The organism is Pseudoalteromonas sp. CO325X, from assembly GCF_004208955.1.
Classification (GTDB): domain Bacteria; phylum Pseudomonadota; class Gammaproteobacteria; order Enterobacterales; family Alteromonadaceae; genus Pseudoalteromonas; species Pseudoalteromonas ruthenica.
The window spans coordinates 372385-389882 of sequence record NZ_SGPG01000014.1 but is presented as its reverse complement, the minus strand read 5'-3'; the positions used below and the strand labels follow the sequence as shown (position 1 = coordinate 389882).

Below are 17498 nucleotides of genomic sequence, written 5' to 3'. Positions count from 1 at the left end.
TTAATGGTATGCTGTTGCACCTCTGCGAGCAACGCGCTTTTTCTTAAAGGTTGTTTAAGGAATTCTTAAAAGTATGAACACCAAGCTAACGCGCGCCCTCAAGGTGTTTGCGAAAACGGTGGAAACCGGCAGTATGAGCCAGGCGGCTCAGCAATTACATATGACCGCTTCAGCGGTCAGTCAACAAATCACTAAACTTGAACAAGACATTGGCCTGAGTTTATTTAACCGTAATACGCGCAAGCTCACTCTGACCGAGGCTGGTGAGATTTACTACGCCTCGTCGGTAAAGCTACTCGCCACGGCAGAACAGGCGCAGCGGCAACTCGAACAGCTTCAGCATACACCTTCAGGGCAGTTGAAAATTGTTGCTCCAATTGGCTTTGGTGGTGGCTTGTTAAGTCAGCCTATAAAGCAGTTGACCGAGCAGTTCCCAAAAATTGAAATTCAGCTTACCTTGACCGATGAGCCCTTTGATATTATTGCTAGCGGGGTTGATTTAGCCATTTGTATTGGCCCTTTAACGGACTCGGGGTTAATAGCCAGGCACTTGGCCGATTGGCAGTTGATCCCTTGCGTTAGCCGTACTCATCCATTGGCTGAGCTTAACCCTCAAGACCCGGATGCGCTTGCGGCGCAAACCTTTATTGGCCACACCGGGGCACAGCGCATAAGTCAAAAACTGACCCATCAGCACAATGGTGACACCTTTACACTCGGTCAACCTCGGTTATTAGTGAACAATATGCAGGCCGCCATTCAGCTCACTTTAGATGGCATTGGTTACGGTTTATTACCGGAGCCAGAGGTGCGACACCTGCTCGCTTGTGGTCGATTACAGCGCATATGCCCGCAATGGCAGTTGCCCCATTACAGTGTTTATGCGGTGACCCCGCATCGCGATACCGTTGCAGCTAAAACGCGCGCCGCGATTGATAGTCTGCGTGCTTGGTTTGAGCAGGTTTCCACAAATCCTGAGTTGTTTGTAGGGGAGCCTTAGTCGCGAACTTGCTGCGCTAAACAACCGCACCTATTAGGGCTGCTCGCTTTTCGCTGTTGAGCCCCTTACGCGGCGTATAAGCACGCAGGCAAGTGGCAATATGAATAACGAGCCAATCATCCCCAAAATCATATGCAACTGGTTGGGTGTATCAAGTGTAGCGAGCGCGCTCATGTCGCTACGATGGACCAAAAATGCCACAACGATAGCGGCGAAGAGCACGGGTTTGATAATGTTGTTACCGGCCAGCTTGATAAGCCCATAGGCAAAAGGCAGTGCCAGTAACAGGTTGAGAGCAAAATCATGCAGTGCTAATACCCCGTAAAATACCATGGCATGGTCGCGTATCACCGAGGAAAAATGGTTGAGTACCCAATCCATAGGGTTGTATGCGTACCAAAAGAGTAACGGCAGCGAGAAAAGATAAAGTAGCCAGCACACAGGGAGGGCGAGGTAGACTAAAACGTTATGATGTTTATCCATAAACACACCAACTTTTAATTATAATTTTATTGTATGCTTTTTAACCTAGCAAAAATCTTTAGCAATAACAACAAGCTTGGCGATTGTGTAGCTGTTTAGTGATGTTCACAGTGCAGCTGTGCCATGGCTCAAAGCGTATCTTACAGCAGAAACGAATAGGTTTAGACTGTCACCAGACAGGCAGCTAAGAGCGAGAAGGAGACGGCCGCTTTAGCAGCGCTTTGTTAGCCACTACGCTGGGCTCGTCTCTCTTCTCTTATTTACCTGCTTCTCCAGCTTCTAAAATAGGTAATCCAGCTTCTGTTGGAATATAGATTCGCTCACCACTACCATCTTGTAGGCCTTTAATCCAGACATAACGAAGGTACTCTTCATTACCTTTCAAAGATTCTCCGATAATTTTATTTGCCTGAGCCGCAGCTTTTGCACGTTCAATATTCTGACCGCGTCAATCACGATCTGTTGATGACTCAGTTAAGGAGTAAGGTGCAGGATAAGCGTCTGCTGGCGCTTATTGGCAAATACCTGCGAGCGGGCGTAATGGTCAACGACCAATTTGAAGCAAGCTTCGAAGGTGTCCCTCAGGGCGGCCCACTCTCACCATTACTATCAAATATCATGCTTGATAGTTTGGATAAAGAACTGGAAAGCCGAGGACATCACTTCGCCCGCTACGCTGATGACTTTATCATTTTGGTGAAGTCACAACGGGCGGGAACGCGTGTTCTCAAGAGTATTACTCATTATCTTGCCACTAAGCTAAAACTGGTCGTTAACGAGCACAAAAGCCAAGTGGTTAAGGTAGGCCAAAGCAAGTTCCTTGGTTTCACCTTTAACCGAGGAAAGATCCAATGGCATACAAACACGCTGCACATTTTCAAACAAACGATACGACGACTGACGAACCGCAATTGGGGAGTCAGTATGAGTTATCAACTGTTTAAACTGTGGCAATATATGCAAGGTTGGATAAATTATTTTGGGATAGCCAACGCTTACCAAGGCTGTGTCGATTTAGACCACTGGATCCGTCGTCGAGTGCGTATGTGCTATTGGCGTCAGTGGCGGAAACCACGGACTAAGGTGCAGAACTTACTTAAACGAGGTGTCAGGATCCAAGCTGCCGTTGCTTGTGGGATCACAAGTAAAGGTCCTTGGCGTAGCTCGAAAACCCCAGGCATACAACAAGCACTGAGTAACGAGTACCTAATGAAAGCAGGATTGTATTCACTAAGAAATGGATGGATTGCCGTTCACTATCCTAACCAGAAAACAGGTTAGGTGTTCTAGATGAACCGCCCTGTGCGGAGCCGCATGCAGGGTGGTGTGGGTGCTGGAGGCTAGATACCTCCGGCTACCCGATTAGGGCTAAACGCCTCAGCTTTCAATATTTTTATATGTTAGAAACTCAGCCACTTGAAACGGCAGGTACTGTTCATTGTTGTTGGAAATTATTTGGTTAGTTGCGTAAGCAGAAACCCCAAATTTAAACTCTTCATTTTCTAGCAGAACATAATAAGGTTGGCGTTTTAAACCAGCTAACAATTTGCTGGCTAAGTGCTCGGGGAGTAACTTGGCTAAGCTATCCAGCTGCAACTCATTAAAGTCTAAAGATATAGCGCATTCAACATTACCCGGTATTACGGACACTGTCGTGTACAAACCATCCTCAACCTTTGCAATAAAATTTGAATGAATGGCTGAACCAATGAATTGGAAATTATCTGACATTCCTGCACGCAGCATAAAAATACCGTAATCAGGTTTGAAATTCACTATATCGGGATCGGCTTTAGTGTCTGGGTTTAAGAGTTTGTATAGAGTATCCCATTTTTCAGAGATGTTTTTTAAAGAGACCTGAATGACGGGTTCGAATTGTCTTACATGGTATAAAACGAACTCTCTCCCGTTGCACAAAGCATAATATTCGGCTCTAATTTCTGGGTGAATGGCATAACTATAAGCTTGTTCAACATGCTTACTTTTGAAAACATCCTCGGAAGGTGATTTTGCGTCCAATATCCAATACGGTTTTTCTTCTGAAGTGAATACGTAATCAGGGATAATTGATATTTTTCTTTGCTGAGAACCGATTGCAACGTATGGGTGTACTAGCGGTTTACTTCTTATGATCCTAGAACTTCCAGATATTTTGTAACCCAAAGACTTAATAATTGGAACAATTAACTCTTCTCTTACAGCATCCTCTTTAAAATAAGGGTCTGCTAATACTGAAAAATCAAAATCTTCAAACATACTATTCCTTTAGCCCTAATGCCCGCAACACCGGGCAATTTGAAGCGCAGCGGAAAATTGATCCGCGTGCTTGCGCTTGTTAAGCCTCATTTACCAACAAGCTCTTTAATACTTTTAACGACCAAATCACGATCCGCGATATGAAGATGATGCTTTTCTGATTCAGAATAGATCACACGGCTATTCGTAGATAAACCTTTAAAGTAATTTTCCGCTTCGGAGTAAAGCTCATCCATTGATTTGGCTATGTCATCAGGAACGAAAGGCGGATCGTATCGCTCTCCCGTTAACTTGGAGCGCACAACGATAATAGGCTTGGTACCAAAATCATCTGCGTTAGCCAGTAATGCGTAGCTTTTCATATGATCTACATTTTCAGGAACTCTCTCAAACATAGGATTATGAACACTTTGCTCAAACTGATAAAAGCGTTCTAAGTCCTGATTGTCTGTTTGATAGTTTTCTGGCCACCTTGTCCCCATAGTGTAAAAGTAACCCAACGGGGGCGGATCAATCAGTACGGCTCCCATAACTTCTTGTGGGTAGAGGTTGTTATACGCAGTGATGATATAAGATGCATATGAGCCACCTGCAAAATAAAATGGCCCTTTGATATTGGCATTTTGAAGCAAACTTCTGAGTCTGCTTGCCATGTCATTGACCGTAAAAGGAACGCTACCCTTTTCGCTCTTACCCAACCCTGCACGATCATACAAACAGATGCTGAAATCATTTTTCAATCTCTTTATATTTTCTAACCAAACCCCATCCGAGCCATAACGCCCGAAACCCTGCTCCAGTATTAGTTGTGGCTTGTCGTTTTCGTAACACTCAAGATATAGCTTAAATTCACCAACATCATATAACCCAGATTTTGTCGGCTTTAAGTCTGGCTCCGCAGCTAGTGCGCAAAAACCAATAAAAATTGAAAATAACTTTATGATTGTTTTCATATCGACTCCATTCTCTCGATGAGGCTTAACAATTTAATATCGAGCGATTGGGTCGTTTTTCTGCCGCAACCTGTCTCGTTTTCGTCCTTAGACCATTGATAGCAAATTTAGGAAGTACTTACCAGCATTGAAGTTATGCTGCATTGCTCTAAATGTGGACACGACAAAAACGACCCAATGGGTCGTTTTCCTGACTATAGGAGAAATACAACAATGCTGTATATAAAGACAACTATTTGTTGAGGCTGGCTCAGTGAGAACTCATTCACCATTTTTAAACTACATCGGTGAGTTTATCCTGACGAAGCAATATTCGCTCACAGCCGTTGATATACATCTTAAATGGATTTCTTTCTATACTCATTTTCATAGTAAGCGTCACCCAGCTTCATTGGGCGATAACGAGGTTGTTTGAGCAGTGCTTACTAAGTATCGGCCTCACAAAGTGTAGTGTGTAAGTCATCACTCACCTTGTCTATTAGTCGTATCAACTCCATCCCTTCTTCATCACTGATATTTTTGAGGTTACAGCGCATTTGCTGGGGAATTTTTTGCGCGGTGTGTTTGGCTTTTTTTCCATAGTCGCTGAGTACCACCCGCTTTACCCGCTTGTCATGCTGATCATGGATCACCTGCACAAAAGATTTCTGCGTGAGCTTTTTTAAAATTAAACTCATGGCACCACCATCAATATGGGTTTTCTCAAGTAATTGATGAATGGTGATTTGGTCTTTTTCCCATAATGCCATTAACACCACGTACTGTGGGTAAGTAATATCGAGCTCACGCAATAACGGGCGATAGGCCCGGGTGAAGGCGTTAGCCACAGTGTAAAAGCGGTGACACAGCTGGTAGTCAAGTTTTAATGCATTGTCGGTCATGATCTCTCCTTTATTTTATTTTGCATGCAAATAACTTGATCTTCAAGTTGGCCATCGCTATTATTTATTTTGCATACAAAGTAAATTACTAAATAGTTAATTAGAAGGAGGCCAATAATGGCGTTAGAACAGATTCTTTATAGTGCAAAGGCCACGGCAACTGGTGGGCGAGACGGCTCTGCCAAGTCGGATGACGGCCGTTTAGATGTTGACCTATCGGTCCCAAAGGGGCTGGGGGGCGATGATGGTCAGGGCACCAACCCTGAGCAGCTTTTTGCCGCCGGTTATTCAGCGTGTTTTATTGGCGCGTTGAAAAAAGTGGCTGGCGATCAAAAAATTAAGTTACCTCAGGATATTGCCGTAACGGGTGAGGTTGCAATTGGTCCAAAAGGGCAGGGCTTTTCTATCGACGCTAAGCTCACCGTGGATTTGGGGGATATGGACAAAGCGCAGGCGCGTCAATTAGTGGATACCGCGCATCAGGTTTGCCCTTATTCCAATGCCACACGTGGCAATATTGATGTGGAATTGGTGCTGGCCTAAAGGCACAGCCTAGTCGCGACAAGGGCGGCGACAGCGTGTCGCCGCCTTTATATGGTTATTTATCGGCCTGCTTTTCGCCGTGCTTTTCAAACCACCACAGAATGTAGGCGACTTTTGCCATCAGGTTCGAGGGCCGCTTGGTGATGCCATGCGAGGCATCAGGAATACGCACCATGGCGGTATCCACCCCCTGCAATTGCAATGCTTGGTAGAACTGCTCCGTTTCGGAAATAGGCGTACGATAATCGGCCTCACCGGTTAATAGCATGGTGGGGGTGGTTACATTGCCCACATAGCTAATAGGTGAGCGCTCCATATAATGTTGCATATGCTCCCATGGTTTGCCTGGGAACCAGTAATCCGCAAAGAAGGGATAAAAATCAGCCGTTAGTACAAAGCTAAACCAATTAATTACAGGCTTGGCAACCACCGCCGCAGCAAAGCGATCGGTATGGCCGACTATCCACGAGGTAAGTACACCGCCGCCAGAGCCACCGGTTACATAGAGTTTAGTGTCATCAATAAAGCCTTTGGCAACTAAGGTATCTACACCCGTCATCAAATCATGATAGTCGTTGCTTGGGTAGTTATGATGAATCGTTTGCGCAAAGTCTTTGCCGTAAGAGTCACTGCCGCGTGGGTTCATGTACAGCACCACGTTGTCTTGAGCGGCGAATAATTGTGCTTCAGCGCTGAAGTGAGGCCCGTAGTTGGCCACCGGTCCACCGTGGATCTCGAGAATCAAAGGGTATTTCTTGGTTGCATCAAAGTGCGGTGGGTAAACAATCCAACCCTGAATGTCGAGCTCATCGTGGCTGGACTTAACCCACAATTGTTCCACTTTACCAAGCGTTTTGTTGGCCAAGGCATCTTCATTTAAATGCGTTAACCGCAGCGCTTCGCCGCGCTTAGTCAAGGCCACATCGGCAGGGCGCTGAGTGTCGGCGAGCGTGAATGCAATATCACCCTCGGTGCTAACGTCAAAATCACCGCCTGAGTAGGGGCGACCAAAAGACACGCTCCCCACTTTGTCGGTGATCACCTTGGCTTCACCGCGCAAAGGTTGGTAGCCAATGGTGGTTTTGCCTTCGCTATCGTAGCTAAAGTACAGGCCGCGACTATCATCCGCCCACTGTATTTGCGCTACTGCGCGGTCAAAGTCCGGCGTTAAGCTGCGCGTCTCGCCAGATTCTAAATCGCGGATATAGAGCTGAGTGTTTTCATAGTTAGTGCGCTTATCGTCATAGCCGGTATAGGCTAAGTAACGACCATTGGGAGACACCTGCGGTTGGCTGTCTGGGCCATCTCGGTCGGTGATGGCGCGAATGCTGAGAGTATCAAGCTCCAGCGCGTAAATTTCAGAGTTTATCGGCTTTAACTCATGGTCGCTGTGACGGTTTGCTGAAAAGTATAAGGTGCTGCCATCGTCACTAAAGCTGATACTGCCGCCATGGTCAAAGTCACCGGATGTGAGCTGCACCGCGTTGCCGCCGTTGGCAGCAATACGAAACAGGTGATTATGGCCTGTTTTGGTATAGCCGGCGCCATCAGCGCGGTAGTAAACCTCATCGATAAACAGCGCTGGGTCGGCCCATTTTGCGCCTTCGGGCTTACCGGGTAAGCTCACCGGGCTATTGGGCTTGGCGGGCACAAACATACTGAATACTAAGCTTTTGCCGTCTGGTGTCCAGGTGGGCTTGGAAGGGCTCTGTGTAAGGTTGCTGATTTTACTTACCGCACCTGTGTTTAACCACTTAACATACAGCTGTGCGCTGCCATCTCGTGTAGAAATAAACGCTAAGCGACTGCCATCGGGGGATAACACGGGGGCAAAGTCTTGATGTACGCCACTGGTTACCGGTTGCAGCTGTTTATTGTCGGTGCTGACCTGCCAAATATTACTAAATTTGCGGTCTGACTTAATGTCCATGCGATTGCGCACAAAATAGACGGTATCGCCATCATCACTGATATCGATTTGGTTGGCATATTCAAGATTGAAAACGTCTTCAAGCGCGAGTACATCATGGCGAGTGCTTTGGGCTGCATTGGCGATACCGCTGGTTGCGATAGCTAAACCCATGGCCCAAGAGAGGGGAGTGAATTTCATAATCTGTCCTTGGCAGCTATGTCAGTCTCCCTGTTATAAAACCCATACTCTGTAGGTGCAACTTTATTCGATAAAAAATGACAGCTTGGTCATGGAGTTGCAAAAAATAAGGGCAGCAGCATAGCGATTAGCGCGATGATCATGCCACATTGGTTGGTCAATGAGATTTGCTTGCGCTTGCGGCTGATGTAATCGTCACTCAGGCTGTATCCACTTTCGTTGTTGAGCCAGGCATCTAAGTTGGTTTCCAGTGCTTTGGCTTTACTGAGTTTTAGCGGGTTATGATTGAGCACTGCGCGCAAGTCGGGATAGTACTGTTCAACATAGCTACGTAGCTGTTTACGAAGGGTAAAGCGCACCCATAAGTAGGCGCCAAAAAGGAGTAAGAAAATAATTAAGTTCATTGCTGTAAATCCATTTAACGAGCGTGACGTTTTATTTGTTCCCAAGTTTAGCAAAAATGTATAAAAAGTCAGCACTTTTATACTTAGCCAAAAGTATGACTACCATAAATCATCGCTACTCAAAATCAGTTGTACTGCAACAATAATAAACATCCAGCAATGTACCAAAATAGTCACCCATAGCTTTATGATAAAGGCGCGCTTTTGCGATTTATGACGCAACCACGTTTGCGCCGCAAGGGCTCCTAGCCAGCCGCCGAATAGCGACCATATTAATAAGTCACGCTCGGGTGTACGTGGGCGTTGGCGCTGCGCCGCGCGTTTATCATGCCAAAACCACATAAAGGTAATCGTGCTCATGCATAAATAGAAGACGCTGGGCCAAAGAGTTTGCACTTGCCAACAGAGCAGTGCGACAGCGCAGACAAAGAGTAAGCTGCAAACACCTTTGCAAATCTGCAATATAAACTTCATTATGTGTTGTCCGATAAATTTTGGCTCAAGTGTACCTAATCGGTGCCGATAGTATTTAAAAGCGAGCCATGATGCCAAGGACGCGCAATGCGCATTGATTCTTCCTACTCACAATCTATACCGACAACGCCTCAATCTGATGGCACTTTACGCCTGCAACCCCAGCATAATCAAGCCAAAGCTCAGGCTGAGGCGGACATTAAGCAGAGCTTGCGCGAGCAACTGCCCGCGCATATTCAGAAAATGCTAGAGCAAATCGAGCGCGTAAAAGAGCAAATAGACCAAGCACGTGAAAGGTTGAGAACTCTGCAAAACGAGCAAGACCCCAATGATGAAGAAGCGCACAAAACTATGCTCGAATCACAGCGCAACCTTGTTGCCAATATGGAAGTACAGCTTATGCAAATGACCCAAGCGGTCACTGAAGCACTCAAAGAGGCCGGGATCTCCGACCCCGGTATACTCTTAAGCGCACTAAGCTAATAAGTTACCACTGCCTTTCGATACTAAATAGCACGCTGCGCGGACGCCCGGGGAAGTAACGATCGCCGCTGAAAGTCGTGAAATCGGCACGTTCGGCATAGGCTGTGTCAGCAACATTCTCGACCCGAGCGATCACTCGCCAGTCCTTATTCACTTGCCATGCACCGCGTACATTAATGAGGTCGTGACCACTGTAGCGGTGCAAATTTTGTGGGTCGGTGTAATAATCACTGACGTGATGCCACTCCAGGGCAACATCGACATCGTCACTGACTTGCCAGTGCAGCTGGGTATTAGCCACCCATTTGGGCGCGGTGTCCATAATGTTTCCCTTGAGTTGAGTGTCAGCTATGACTTGCTGGTGCTCATAGGTGTGCAGCGCCCGACTCAGTGCAAGTTGCAGCATTACCCGGCTGCTAGCCTGATAGCGTAGTTCTAACTCAATACCTCGGTGTTTACTTTCACCGTCACTGACATTAAAGAAGTCACTATCGCGGAAAATAAAGTTATCTTTGTGCATCACGTAGCCAGCCAGGTTGAAGCGCACTGAATTGTAAGCCCCCTTTACACCCAGCTCCACGCTATTGATGGTTTCGCTTTTTAAATCGGCCACTTGCTGCTGACGCTGGAGTTGATATAACTCTGAGGTTTGCGGTGCGCGGTAGCCTTTGGCGAGATTAGTGTAAGCAATAAGTTCAGGGCTCAGCTGATAGCTCAGCGATAGCTTCGGGGAGAGATCGGCAAAGCTGTTGTCGCCGCTCGCGGGGCGTGAATAACGACAACCGCCAAAGCCACATTCGCTGCCATCGTCACGGGTACGCCCAGCGAGCATATGGTTGTTGTAGTTGTAGTCGATGTGCTCGTAACGTGCCCCTAAAGTCACTAACCAGGCCGAATGACGATAAGAGAGCTGCGCAAAAGGGGCATACCATGTTGCATCAACGCTGTAATCGTAATGCTTTCCTTGTGGTACGGTGGCCTGTAAAAAGGCTGAGCCGGTGGTTGGCTGGTGTTGATATTGCAGCACGTCGCCTTGGGTGTACTCACCATCTATGCCTAGGTTTAGTTGCCAAGAATGATTGAGTTGGGTTTGCCAAAGCGTTTGTAGGCCAACCCCTTGCTGGCTATTTTCCTCCAGCGGTTTACCCGGTAAGAAATGCTTTAAAAAGGTCATTTGCTGGTCACGCACATAAGGGGTGATCATCCAGGTGGATTGCCCATTTGCTTGCCAAGTAAATTGCGACCATAGCCGCGTCGCGCGATTTTTGCGAAAGGCTTCTGGGTTGGGGTTTTGCTGTGCCAATTGCTCATTTTTATAGGCTTCAAAACCCTCAATATAGCCCGCTGTTTGTTGGTCTAGGTGGGTGTAGGTGAGGCCGGTTTGCACCCTCAAGGTATCGCCGCTATAGCGATAGCGCAGATTGATTTTCTCTTGTTCGACACTCTCGTCATCGCGGTAGCCGCTATCACGGGTAATACTGCTATTAATGCCAAAACCTTGCTCGCCTAAATCTTTACCGGCGCGCAGTTTTGCGCGTTTATAGCCATACGAGCCCACATCAAGGCCAGCGAAGCCGCCCCCATAAGTCGTATCGGGAGTAATCACATTAATTACCCCGTGCACAGCATTTGAGCCGTACAGCGCAGAGCCTGGCCCTTTAAGTACTTCAATACGCTCGGCCATTTCACTGTGCGCTTCAAACAGTTCATTAACGTTGCAGAAACCGGCTGCACGCAGGGCAATACCATCTTCTAGCGCCAACACTTCGGCACATGCCCCCCCGCCGGTGAATACCGGAGAGCGCAGTGATGGTAAATATTCTTGGCCGTTACCGTGTTGTAAATTGGCACCGGCGATTTGTTTCATGGCTTTTTCAATGTGTGTGCTGCCAATAAGGGCGAGTTGTTCAGCATTGATGGTAGCAATATTCAATGCCATTGCCTCATCTGTTACCGCCAATCGCGAGGCAGTGGTGGTGATGCGTTCAATCTCGGCTAAGTCATCTTGAGCGAGTGCCACTTGTGTAAACGCGAGTAGAGATAAGAATGTTGGTCTAAGCATACGTTTTCTGCGCATTTTTTGTTGATGGTACGGATTTGTAGCGCGCAGTGCAAAATTATACTCTGAGACGGTATTGGTTGATCACTGTGGTGCACAGTGGTGGCAAAATACCAAGGAATTAGTCTGACTGTCGGTTCACCGTCGGGGCGAGTGAGGTGGGGTGTTGAAAGCACCCAGCGAGGCTAGGTGCCTCGCTTCGGTGATATAAGCGCTGCTAAGCGTCGTTATTAGCCAACTTACAGTTAGCGTAATAGGTGGTGGTCGCAGGCCAGTCACTGAACACACCAATGACGCCAACATCTTGCGCTAACACATCCAGCACTTGCATCATCACACCATCTGAATCAACGGCATCGGTGATTGATTGGTAGTACCAGCCACCACCACTCTCAAGCGGTCCAGAGCGCTCTAATGACCAAGCAATGATTTTCAATCCTGCCTCGTTGGCTGCTTTGGCGTACGCCGAGGGAACAATCTGATTATTATTATCTAAATCAAGTAACATCCAAATCGGTGACGCAATAACTTCGATGCCCTGATTGACCAGCTCAGCCATACTGGGTGACCAAGTTTGCGCATTACTCGGATCAAAGCCCGGCTCGGCGTCACGACCGTCAAGGTAAACGGCCTGTGCGGCAAATTCTGGATGAGTGTTAACCCAATGCAACACATCATCGCGGTTAAATGATTGCGGCCACACCTGATCGGCGGCGACTCCCGCAAGTTCATACTCGTTCAGCATTTTTGATGCGTAATCGGTTTGCGACATGCCATTAAAGGGCATACTGACGCTAGGTGACTTCAACTCTGGGGTCATTTTTACGCCCAGTGATTTAAACAATTCAATGCTTTCTTGGTGGGTCATCAAGGTACCGCGAGCGGCATATAAGTCGGTTCGCCACGGTGCCGTGCCTTGCATATATTCACTGACAGTGGTTGCTGCTGGGTTCGCTCCATCCATTTTTCCCTTGAGCGTTTTAAACTCGGCTAAGGTGATATCGCTGGTGCAACATTGGGCGCTTGCAGGTACGCCGTCTGCGGCGGGAGTGAAAGGCTCTGAGCATTTGCTAGCAAGTTCGGTTTCTAGAATATTGGTGGTGGTATGCAAATCGCACTGCGAATGGCGGCAGACCAACTCATTGTCGGCGGTAAAGGTGACATCACATTCTAAGATCCCTGCGCCCATGCGTGCTGCCGCAATGTAACTTTCACGGGTATGCTCAGGAAACTGCATGGGCGCGCCACGGTGGCCAATGGAAAAGTCGCTAGCCACGAAGTTGTCGTCGGCACATGCTTGCAGTGCTTCTTTAAGTGGCCCCGCAGCCATGGCATCAACCAGCGCAAATGGGCGAGGGCCCAGTTGCACTGAAGCAGGAGTGGCTGTTTGTGGCTGTTCAACCACCACAGGATCAGAATCTGAGCTGCTGTTACATCCGCTTAATAAAAGCGCCGCCAACGAGCAACTAATGAGAGAAAAGCGCATAGAGTTAGTTCCTTTTTTAGGTTTTTAACCATCATAAGGACGCGATGTTTTATTTTTATTACAGCGACACAAGCACCACTTGATCGCTACAGTTAATTGCACAGTAGACTAAACTATCAGCAATGTGAATGAACAATAAGAGTTTTATGTATAAGGTGTTGATGTGTTTGTTATGGGTGGTGAGTTTTGCTAGCAGCGCTCAGTCTTATGTGATTGAGCAAGTTAAAGATAACGTGTATCGATTTAGTGCAGGCCACTACCACAGCGTTTTTATGATCACCGATAAGGGGGCATTTGTCACCGATCCTATTAATGCTGATGCGGCGAAATGGCTGAAAAAGGCGATTCACTCTCGTTTTGGTGTTGCCATTAAGTTCATGGCCTACAGTCACAACCATATTGACCACACGCTCGGTGGCGAATTTCTCGTCGATGAACAGACTACCGTTGTTTCTCATCGTTATGCAGATGAGGACATGCGCTGGACTAAAGCCCCCGTGCGCTTTGCTGACGTTACCTTCACTGATTCTTTCACCGCTGAGCTTGGACAAAGCTCTGTACAGCTTAATTATTTCGGCCCCAATAATGGGCGCGGTAACGTGAGTATGCATTTCATGCCTGCAAACGTTATGTTTGTGGTCGATTGGGTGGTGTTAGGTCGCATGCCTTACAAAGACCTACAAGGTTATGATATCCACGGCATGATCCGCTCTACAGAGCAATTACTCGCAAGCCACGACTTTGATATTTTGGTAGGGGGGCATGCACAAATGGGTGACAAGGGCGACGTGCGTCGCTACCTTGCCTACCTGAAGACCCTTTATAATAGCGTACGTGACGCGCTGTTGGCGGGCCATACTTTGACGCAAATGCAGCAACAGCTACATTTTCCTGAATTCAGCCACCTGCCCATGTACCAGAAGTGGCGAGCGCAAAATATTGCCGGTGTGTACCGCACGTTGATAGAAGAGTCTTACTTTAATTTTCGCCCCGATGTGAGCGTTAAAGATAACGAACACTAAGTGGTCGCATTGGGGTAATCAGTATAACCCTCAGGGCCACCGCCAAATAATGTTTGCGGATCATGCTCTGCTAGAGGCAAACCTGCTTTGAGGCGCTGCGGTAAATCCGGGTTGGCAACAAAGGGGCGACCAAAGCCAATCATATCGGCCCAGCCGTCCTCTAGTGCTTGTTCGGCGCGCGCCTTGGTGTATTTACCCGCGTAAATAGTGAGCCCATCAAAGGCATCACGGATAGCGTGCTTAAACTGCGTGCTCATTAAAGGCGCATCGTCCCAGTCGGCCTCCGCAATATGGACATAGCCAACGTTAAGCTCATTAAGAGCCTGCACTGCAGCCACATAGGTACTTTGAGGGTTGTCATCTACCGCGCCATTTAAGGTTGTTAACGGTGCTAATCTGACCCCTATGGCGTTTGCACCAAACACCTCACTGACCGCGCTGACGACTTCACGCAAAAAGCGCAGGCGATTATCAAGGCTACCGCCATACTCATCGCTGCGGTTATTGGCTTGTGAGTCTAAAAACTGGTTGATTAGATACCCATTGGCAGCATGCAGCTCAATGCCGTCAAAGCCTGCTTCTTTGGCGCATTGGGCGCTGTGGCGATACTGCGCGATGACCTCGTGGATTTCTGCAACGCTCATGGCGCGCGGCATTTGCGCCTCGACAAAACCTGGGTTGTTATTGTCATCGATAAACACCTTCACCCCCTTGGCTTGAATAGCAGACGATGAGATGGGCTGCTTGCCGCCAGTATTACTTTCATGAGATACGCGGCCGACATGCCACAGCTGGGCAAACATCACGCCGCCGGCTTGGTGGACGGCGTCGGTGACCTTGCGCCAACCGGCAACCTGCTCTGGGGTGTAGATCCCCGGGGTCCAGGCATAGCCTTTACCTAGTTCGCTGATTTGCGTCCCTTCACTGATAATCAGTCCGGCACTGGCACGCTGCGCGTAGTAGGTCGCCATTAAGTCATTAGCGATGTCACCCGGTTGGGTTGAACGCGAACGTGTCATCGGTGGCATAACAATGCGGTTTTTAAGCGTTTTTCCTGCCAATTTAACGGGTGAAAATAGGGATGTCATAAAGCCTCCTGATAGGTATAAACAACAGCCTATAGGAGTTTTCTTTTGCGAAAAACAGTGCTTTTGGCAAAACACTTTTACAAAAAATGTAACTAAAGCTGTAGCCGAGGGGCAATAAAGTCTAAAAATGCGCAAATGCGCGATGACACCGCACTGTTGCGATAGTACACCGCTTGTACCGACTCGCGGCGGTTGGGTGAGCTAATCGCGTCACTCAGCACGCAGTGCAGGCGTCCAGCCTGGATGTCCTTCGCCACCATAAAATTAGAAAGCAACGCCACGCCTTGCCCGGCAATACATAACTGGCGTACTGTTTCACCACTGGATGCGGTGATGGCAAAAGGTAAGTGTACAGCCTGACGTAATGGCCAATTATTAAGGTGTGGAGCGTCGCTAAAGCCGATAATTCGCGCTTTACTGAGCTGCTCAAGAGAGTTTATTGGTTGTGTTTGCAGATACTCGGGGCTGGCAACAATGTGCAGCTGCGAACGCCCTAGCAGTCGCGCATGGAGGTTCGAGTCGGCCAAATCACCAATGCGAATCGCGACATCGGCTTTGTGCTCAAGTAAGTCAATAACGTCATCATGGGAGGAGATATCTAAATTTATGCCGGGGTAGGCTTGGCAAAACTCATTCACCAATGGCGTCAGTTGATGCAGGACAAAAGGGCTCGCAGCATCAACCCGTAAATTTCCTTTAGGGCACTGATTTAACAGGCCGATTGCCTCCTCACCTTTGGCAAGCGTGTTTAAACCTTGGCGCGCATAATCGACATAAGTTTGGCCTTCATGGGTGAGGCTAATTCGTCGGGTCGTGCGGTTAAATAACGGCACATCAAGCGCCTGCTCTAGGCGGCTAATCGCACGGGATACCTTTGCTACAGGCTGGTCCATTAACTTTGCGGCATTAGAGAAGCTGCCAGCATCCACAACGGTGAGGAATATTTCAATATCTTGGGTTTTAGCAGTGAGAGGCATGATTATCTCAGTGAGTGATCATATTAGCGTTGATTTTTGCTTCTTTATTAGATTATTGCAACTGAGTAGTCACATACCCCTTGTTTTTGTGCTGATATCTTGATGACCACTTGGGCTTTATTGAGGGAGCTTGCGATTATTGATGCCGAAATAGCATCATGATAATGCCATATTGTGGCTGCTGTACCGGTAGAGATGTTGTTAAGGTGGCCCTATCAACATAATGTAGAACGTGCTAAATGAAGAGGTAATAATGACCGCTATTGCTAAGCTCAGTGTGCTTGATCTCGCGCCCGTGGTGCAAGGTAGCAACGCCAATGAAGCGTTTGCCCGCGCTAAGGAGCTTGCCCAACATGTGGAACGTTTAGGTTACCATCGTTTTTGGATGGCGGAGCATCATAATATGCCCGACATAGCCAGCGCCGCCACGTCCACCTTACTGGCGTACATCGGCGCTCATACTCAGCGTATACGTATTGGCTCGGGGGGCGTGATGCTGCCCAATCACGCGCCGATGATTGTCGCTGAACAATACGGCACCTTGGCAGCGCTGTTTCCTGAGCGCGTCGACTTAGGCATTGGCCGTGCGCCGGGGAGCGATGGCGTAACAACACGTGCGTTGCGACGTGATGCAAAGGCTGCGGAAGATTTGTTGCCGCAACTTGAAGAGCTGCAGTATTTTCTTGGTGAGGAACAACCTGGCCAACGCGTGCGAGCTTACCCTGGAGTCGGTTCTCACGTGCCGTTGTGGCTACTTGGTTCAAGCACTTACAGTGCCTTGCTCGCGGCACAAAAAGGCTTACCCTTTGCGTTCGCTGCGCACTTTGCCCCTGACTTTATGATGCGCGCGATAGAATTGTATCGTGAACAGTTTCAGCCCAGCGCTCAACTGAGTGCTCCCTATGTGATGGTAGCGGTGAATGCAATTGCCGCTGCTACTAACGAGCAAGCCGAGTTTCTCGCAACCACAGGGCAGCAAAAGTTTGTCAGTATGATCAGGGGGCAAGAGGGGCTGATCCCTCCTCCCACCGATAATATGGATGCGATCTGGACCGAACTGGAACGCCAACAAGTGACTCGGATGTTGCGCGAGTCAATCATCGGTAATAAAGAGAAAGTCCAGGCCGGGCTGCGTGGGTTACAGGCGCGTACGGAGGCTGACGAAATCATGCTACACAATATTATTTATGATCAACAAGCGCGTTTGAACTCTTATGAGCTGATAATGCACGGGTGATAGATATGGGTTGGCGCGTGGTTTATCCCCGTATATGCTTGA

The 17498-nt window shown here is 48.1% G+C and carries 18 protein-coding genes; 6 read left to right on the top strand and 12 right to left on the bottom strand.

Features of this window, described 5'->3' with window-relative positions; genetic code table 11:
* Nucleotides 1-73: 73 nt before the first annotated feature.
* Entirely contained in the window at nt 74-1000 is a 927-nt protein-coding gene (locus tag EXT46_RS07115) for a LysR family transcriptional regulator (RefSeq protein WP_130146270.1), read from the top strand.
* Between the two features lie 33 nt (nt 1001-1033).
* Here the strand turns inward: EXT46_RS07115 and EXT46_RS07110 are convergent, their stop codons facing one another.
* Together EXT46_RS07110 and EXT46_RS19100 are read right to left on the bottom strand one after the other, a co-directional pair.
* Nucleotides 1034-1483 (bottom strand): hypothetical protein, encoded by a 450-nt coding sequence (locus tag EXT46_RS07110; protein ID WP_130146268.1) that lies wholly within the window; start codon nt 1481-1483, stop codon nt 1034-1036.
* A 256-nt stretch (nt 1484-1739) separates the two neighbouring features.
* Entirely contained in the window at nt 1740-1868 is a 129-nt protein-coding gene (locus EXT46_RS19100) for a hypothetical protein (protein ID WP_276319719.1), read from the bottom strand.
* A 101-nt stretch (nt 1869-1969) separates the two neighbouring features.
* Between EXT46_RS19100 and EXT46_RS07100 the strand changes: the two genes are divergently transcribed.
* Nucleotides 1970-2764, top strand: coding sequence for a reverse transcriptase domain-containing protein (locus EXT46_RS07100; RefSeq protein ID WP_240701098.1), 795 nt, complete (start codon nt 1970-1972; stop codon nt 2762-2764).
* Between the two features lie 96 nt (nt 2765-2860).
* On the opposite strand, the gene EXT46_RS07095 is transcribed toward EXT46_RS07100, so the two are convergent.
* The 3 genes from EXT46_RS07095 to EXT46_RS07080 all read right to left on the bottom strand — a co-directional run bounded on the left by EXT46_RS07095 (nt 2861) and on the right by EXT46_RS07080 (nt 5573).
* Nucleotides 2861-3739: a type I restriction enzyme HsdR N-terminal domain-containing protein gene (locus EXT46_RS07095; protein WP_130146262.1), complete on the bottom strand. Its 879-nt coding sequence runs from the start codon at nt 3737-3739 to the stop codon at nt 2861-2863.
* A gap of 86 nt (nt 3740-3825) precedes the next feature.
* Nucleotides 3826-4692, bottom strand: coding sequence for an alpha/beta hydrolase (locus tag EXT46_RS07090; protein ID WP_053911374.1), 867 nt, complete (start codon nt 4690-4692; stop codon nt 3826-3828).
* Between the two features lie 425 nt (nt 4693-5117).
* Nucleotides 5118-5573 carry a MarR family transcriptional regulator gene (locus tag EXT46_RS07080; protein WP_130146260.1) on the bottom strand — a complete coding sequence of 152 codons (456 nt, stop codon included), beginning with the start codon at nt 5571-5573 and terminating at the stop codon, nt 5118-5120.
* A gap of 114 nt (nt 5574-5687) precedes the next feature.
* Between EXT46_RS07080 and EXT46_RS07075 the strand changes: the two genes are divergently transcribed.
* Complete coding sequence (locus EXT46_RS07075) at nt 5688-6116, top strand: organic hydroperoxide resistance protein (RefSeq protein WP_130146258.1); 429 nt, start codon at nt 5688-5690, stop codon at nt 6114-6116.
* A 55-nt stretch (nt 6117-6171) separates the two neighbouring features.
* Here the strand turns inward: EXT46_RS07075 and EXT46_RS07070 are convergent, their stop codons facing one another.
* The 3 genes from EXT46_RS07070 to EXT46_RS19010 form a co-directional block, all read right to left on the bottom strand.
* Nucleotides 6172-8226, bottom strand: a complete 2055-nt coding sequence (locus EXT46_RS07070; RefSeq protein ID WP_130146255.1) for a S9 family peptidase — start codon at nt 8224-8226, stop codon at nt 6172-6174.
* Between the two features lie 89 nt (nt 8227-8315).
* Entirely contained in the window at nt 8316-8630 is a 315-nt protein-coding gene (locus EXT46_RS07065) for a hypothetical protein (RefSeq protein ID WP_022945241.1), read from the bottom strand.
* Between the two features lie 99 nt (nt 8631-8729).
* Nucleotides 8730-8990: a DUF1294 domain-containing protein gene (locus tag EXT46_RS19010; protein WP_276319718.1), complete on the bottom strand. Its 261-nt coding sequence runs from the start codon at nt 8988-8990 to the stop codon at nt 8730-8732.
* A gap of 201 nt (nt 8991-9191) precedes the next feature.
* Between EXT46_RS19010 and EXT46_RS07055 the strand changes: the two genes are divergently transcribed.
* Nucleotides 9192-9587 (top strand): hypothetical protein, encoded by a 396-nt coding sequence (locus EXT46_RS07055; protein WP_130146251.1) that lies wholly within the window; start codon nt 9192-9194, stop codon nt 9585-9587.
* 4 nt (nt 9588-9591) lie between these two features.
* On the opposite strand, the gene EXT46_RS07050 is transcribed toward EXT46_RS07055, so the two are convergent.
* Nucleotides 9592-11649 carry a TonB-dependent receptor gene (locus tag EXT46_RS07050; protein WP_130146249.1) on the bottom strand — a complete coding sequence of 686 codons (2058 nt, stop codon included), beginning with the start codon at nt 11647-11649 and terminating at the stop codon, nt 9592-9594.
* A gap of 214 nt (nt 11650-11863) precedes the next feature.
* Nucleotides 11864-13132, bottom strand: coding sequence for a glycerophosphodiester phosphodiesterase family protein (locus EXT46_RS07045; protein WP_130146246.1), 1269 nt, complete (start codon nt 13130-13132; stop codon nt 11864-11866).
* A 128-nt stretch (nt 13133-13260) separates the two neighbouring features.
* On the opposite strand from EXT46_RS07045, the gene EXT46_RS07040 reads away from it, so the two are divergent.
* A complete protein-coding gene (locus tag EXT46_RS07040; protein WP_205988223.1) occupies nt 13261-14154 on the top strand; it encodes an MBL fold metallo-hydrolase in 894 nt (297 codons plus the stop codon).
* Here the strand turns inward: EXT46_RS07040 and EXT46_RS07035 are convergent.
* Together EXT46_RS07035 and EXT46_RS07030 are read right to left on the bottom strand one after the other, a co-directional pair.
* Nucleotides 14151-15242, bottom strand: coding sequence for an alkene reductase (locus tag EXT46_RS07035; protein WP_130146244.1), 1092 nt, complete (start codon nt 15240-15242; stop codon nt 14151-14153). The genes EXT46_RS07040 and EXT46_RS07035 overlap by 4 nt on opposite strands.
* 92 nt (nt 15243-15334) lie before the next feature.
* On the bottom strand, nt 15335-16219 hold the full coding sequence (locus EXT46_RS07030) for a LysR substrate-binding domain-containing protein (RefSeq protein ID WP_053909490.1): 885 nt from the start codon (nt 16217-16219) through the stop codon (nt 15335-15337).
* A 253-nt stretch (nt 16220-16472) separates the two neighbouring features.
* On the opposite strand from EXT46_RS07030, the gene EXT46_RS07025 reads away from it, so the two are divergent.
* On the top strand, nt 16473-17456 hold the full coding sequence (locus tag EXT46_RS07025; RefSeq protein ID WP_130146242.1) for an LLM class flavin-dependent oxidoreductase: 984 nt from the start codon (nt 16473-16475) through the stop codon (nt 17454-17456).
* The last annotated feature ends 42 nt before the right edge of the window (nt 17457-17498 follow it).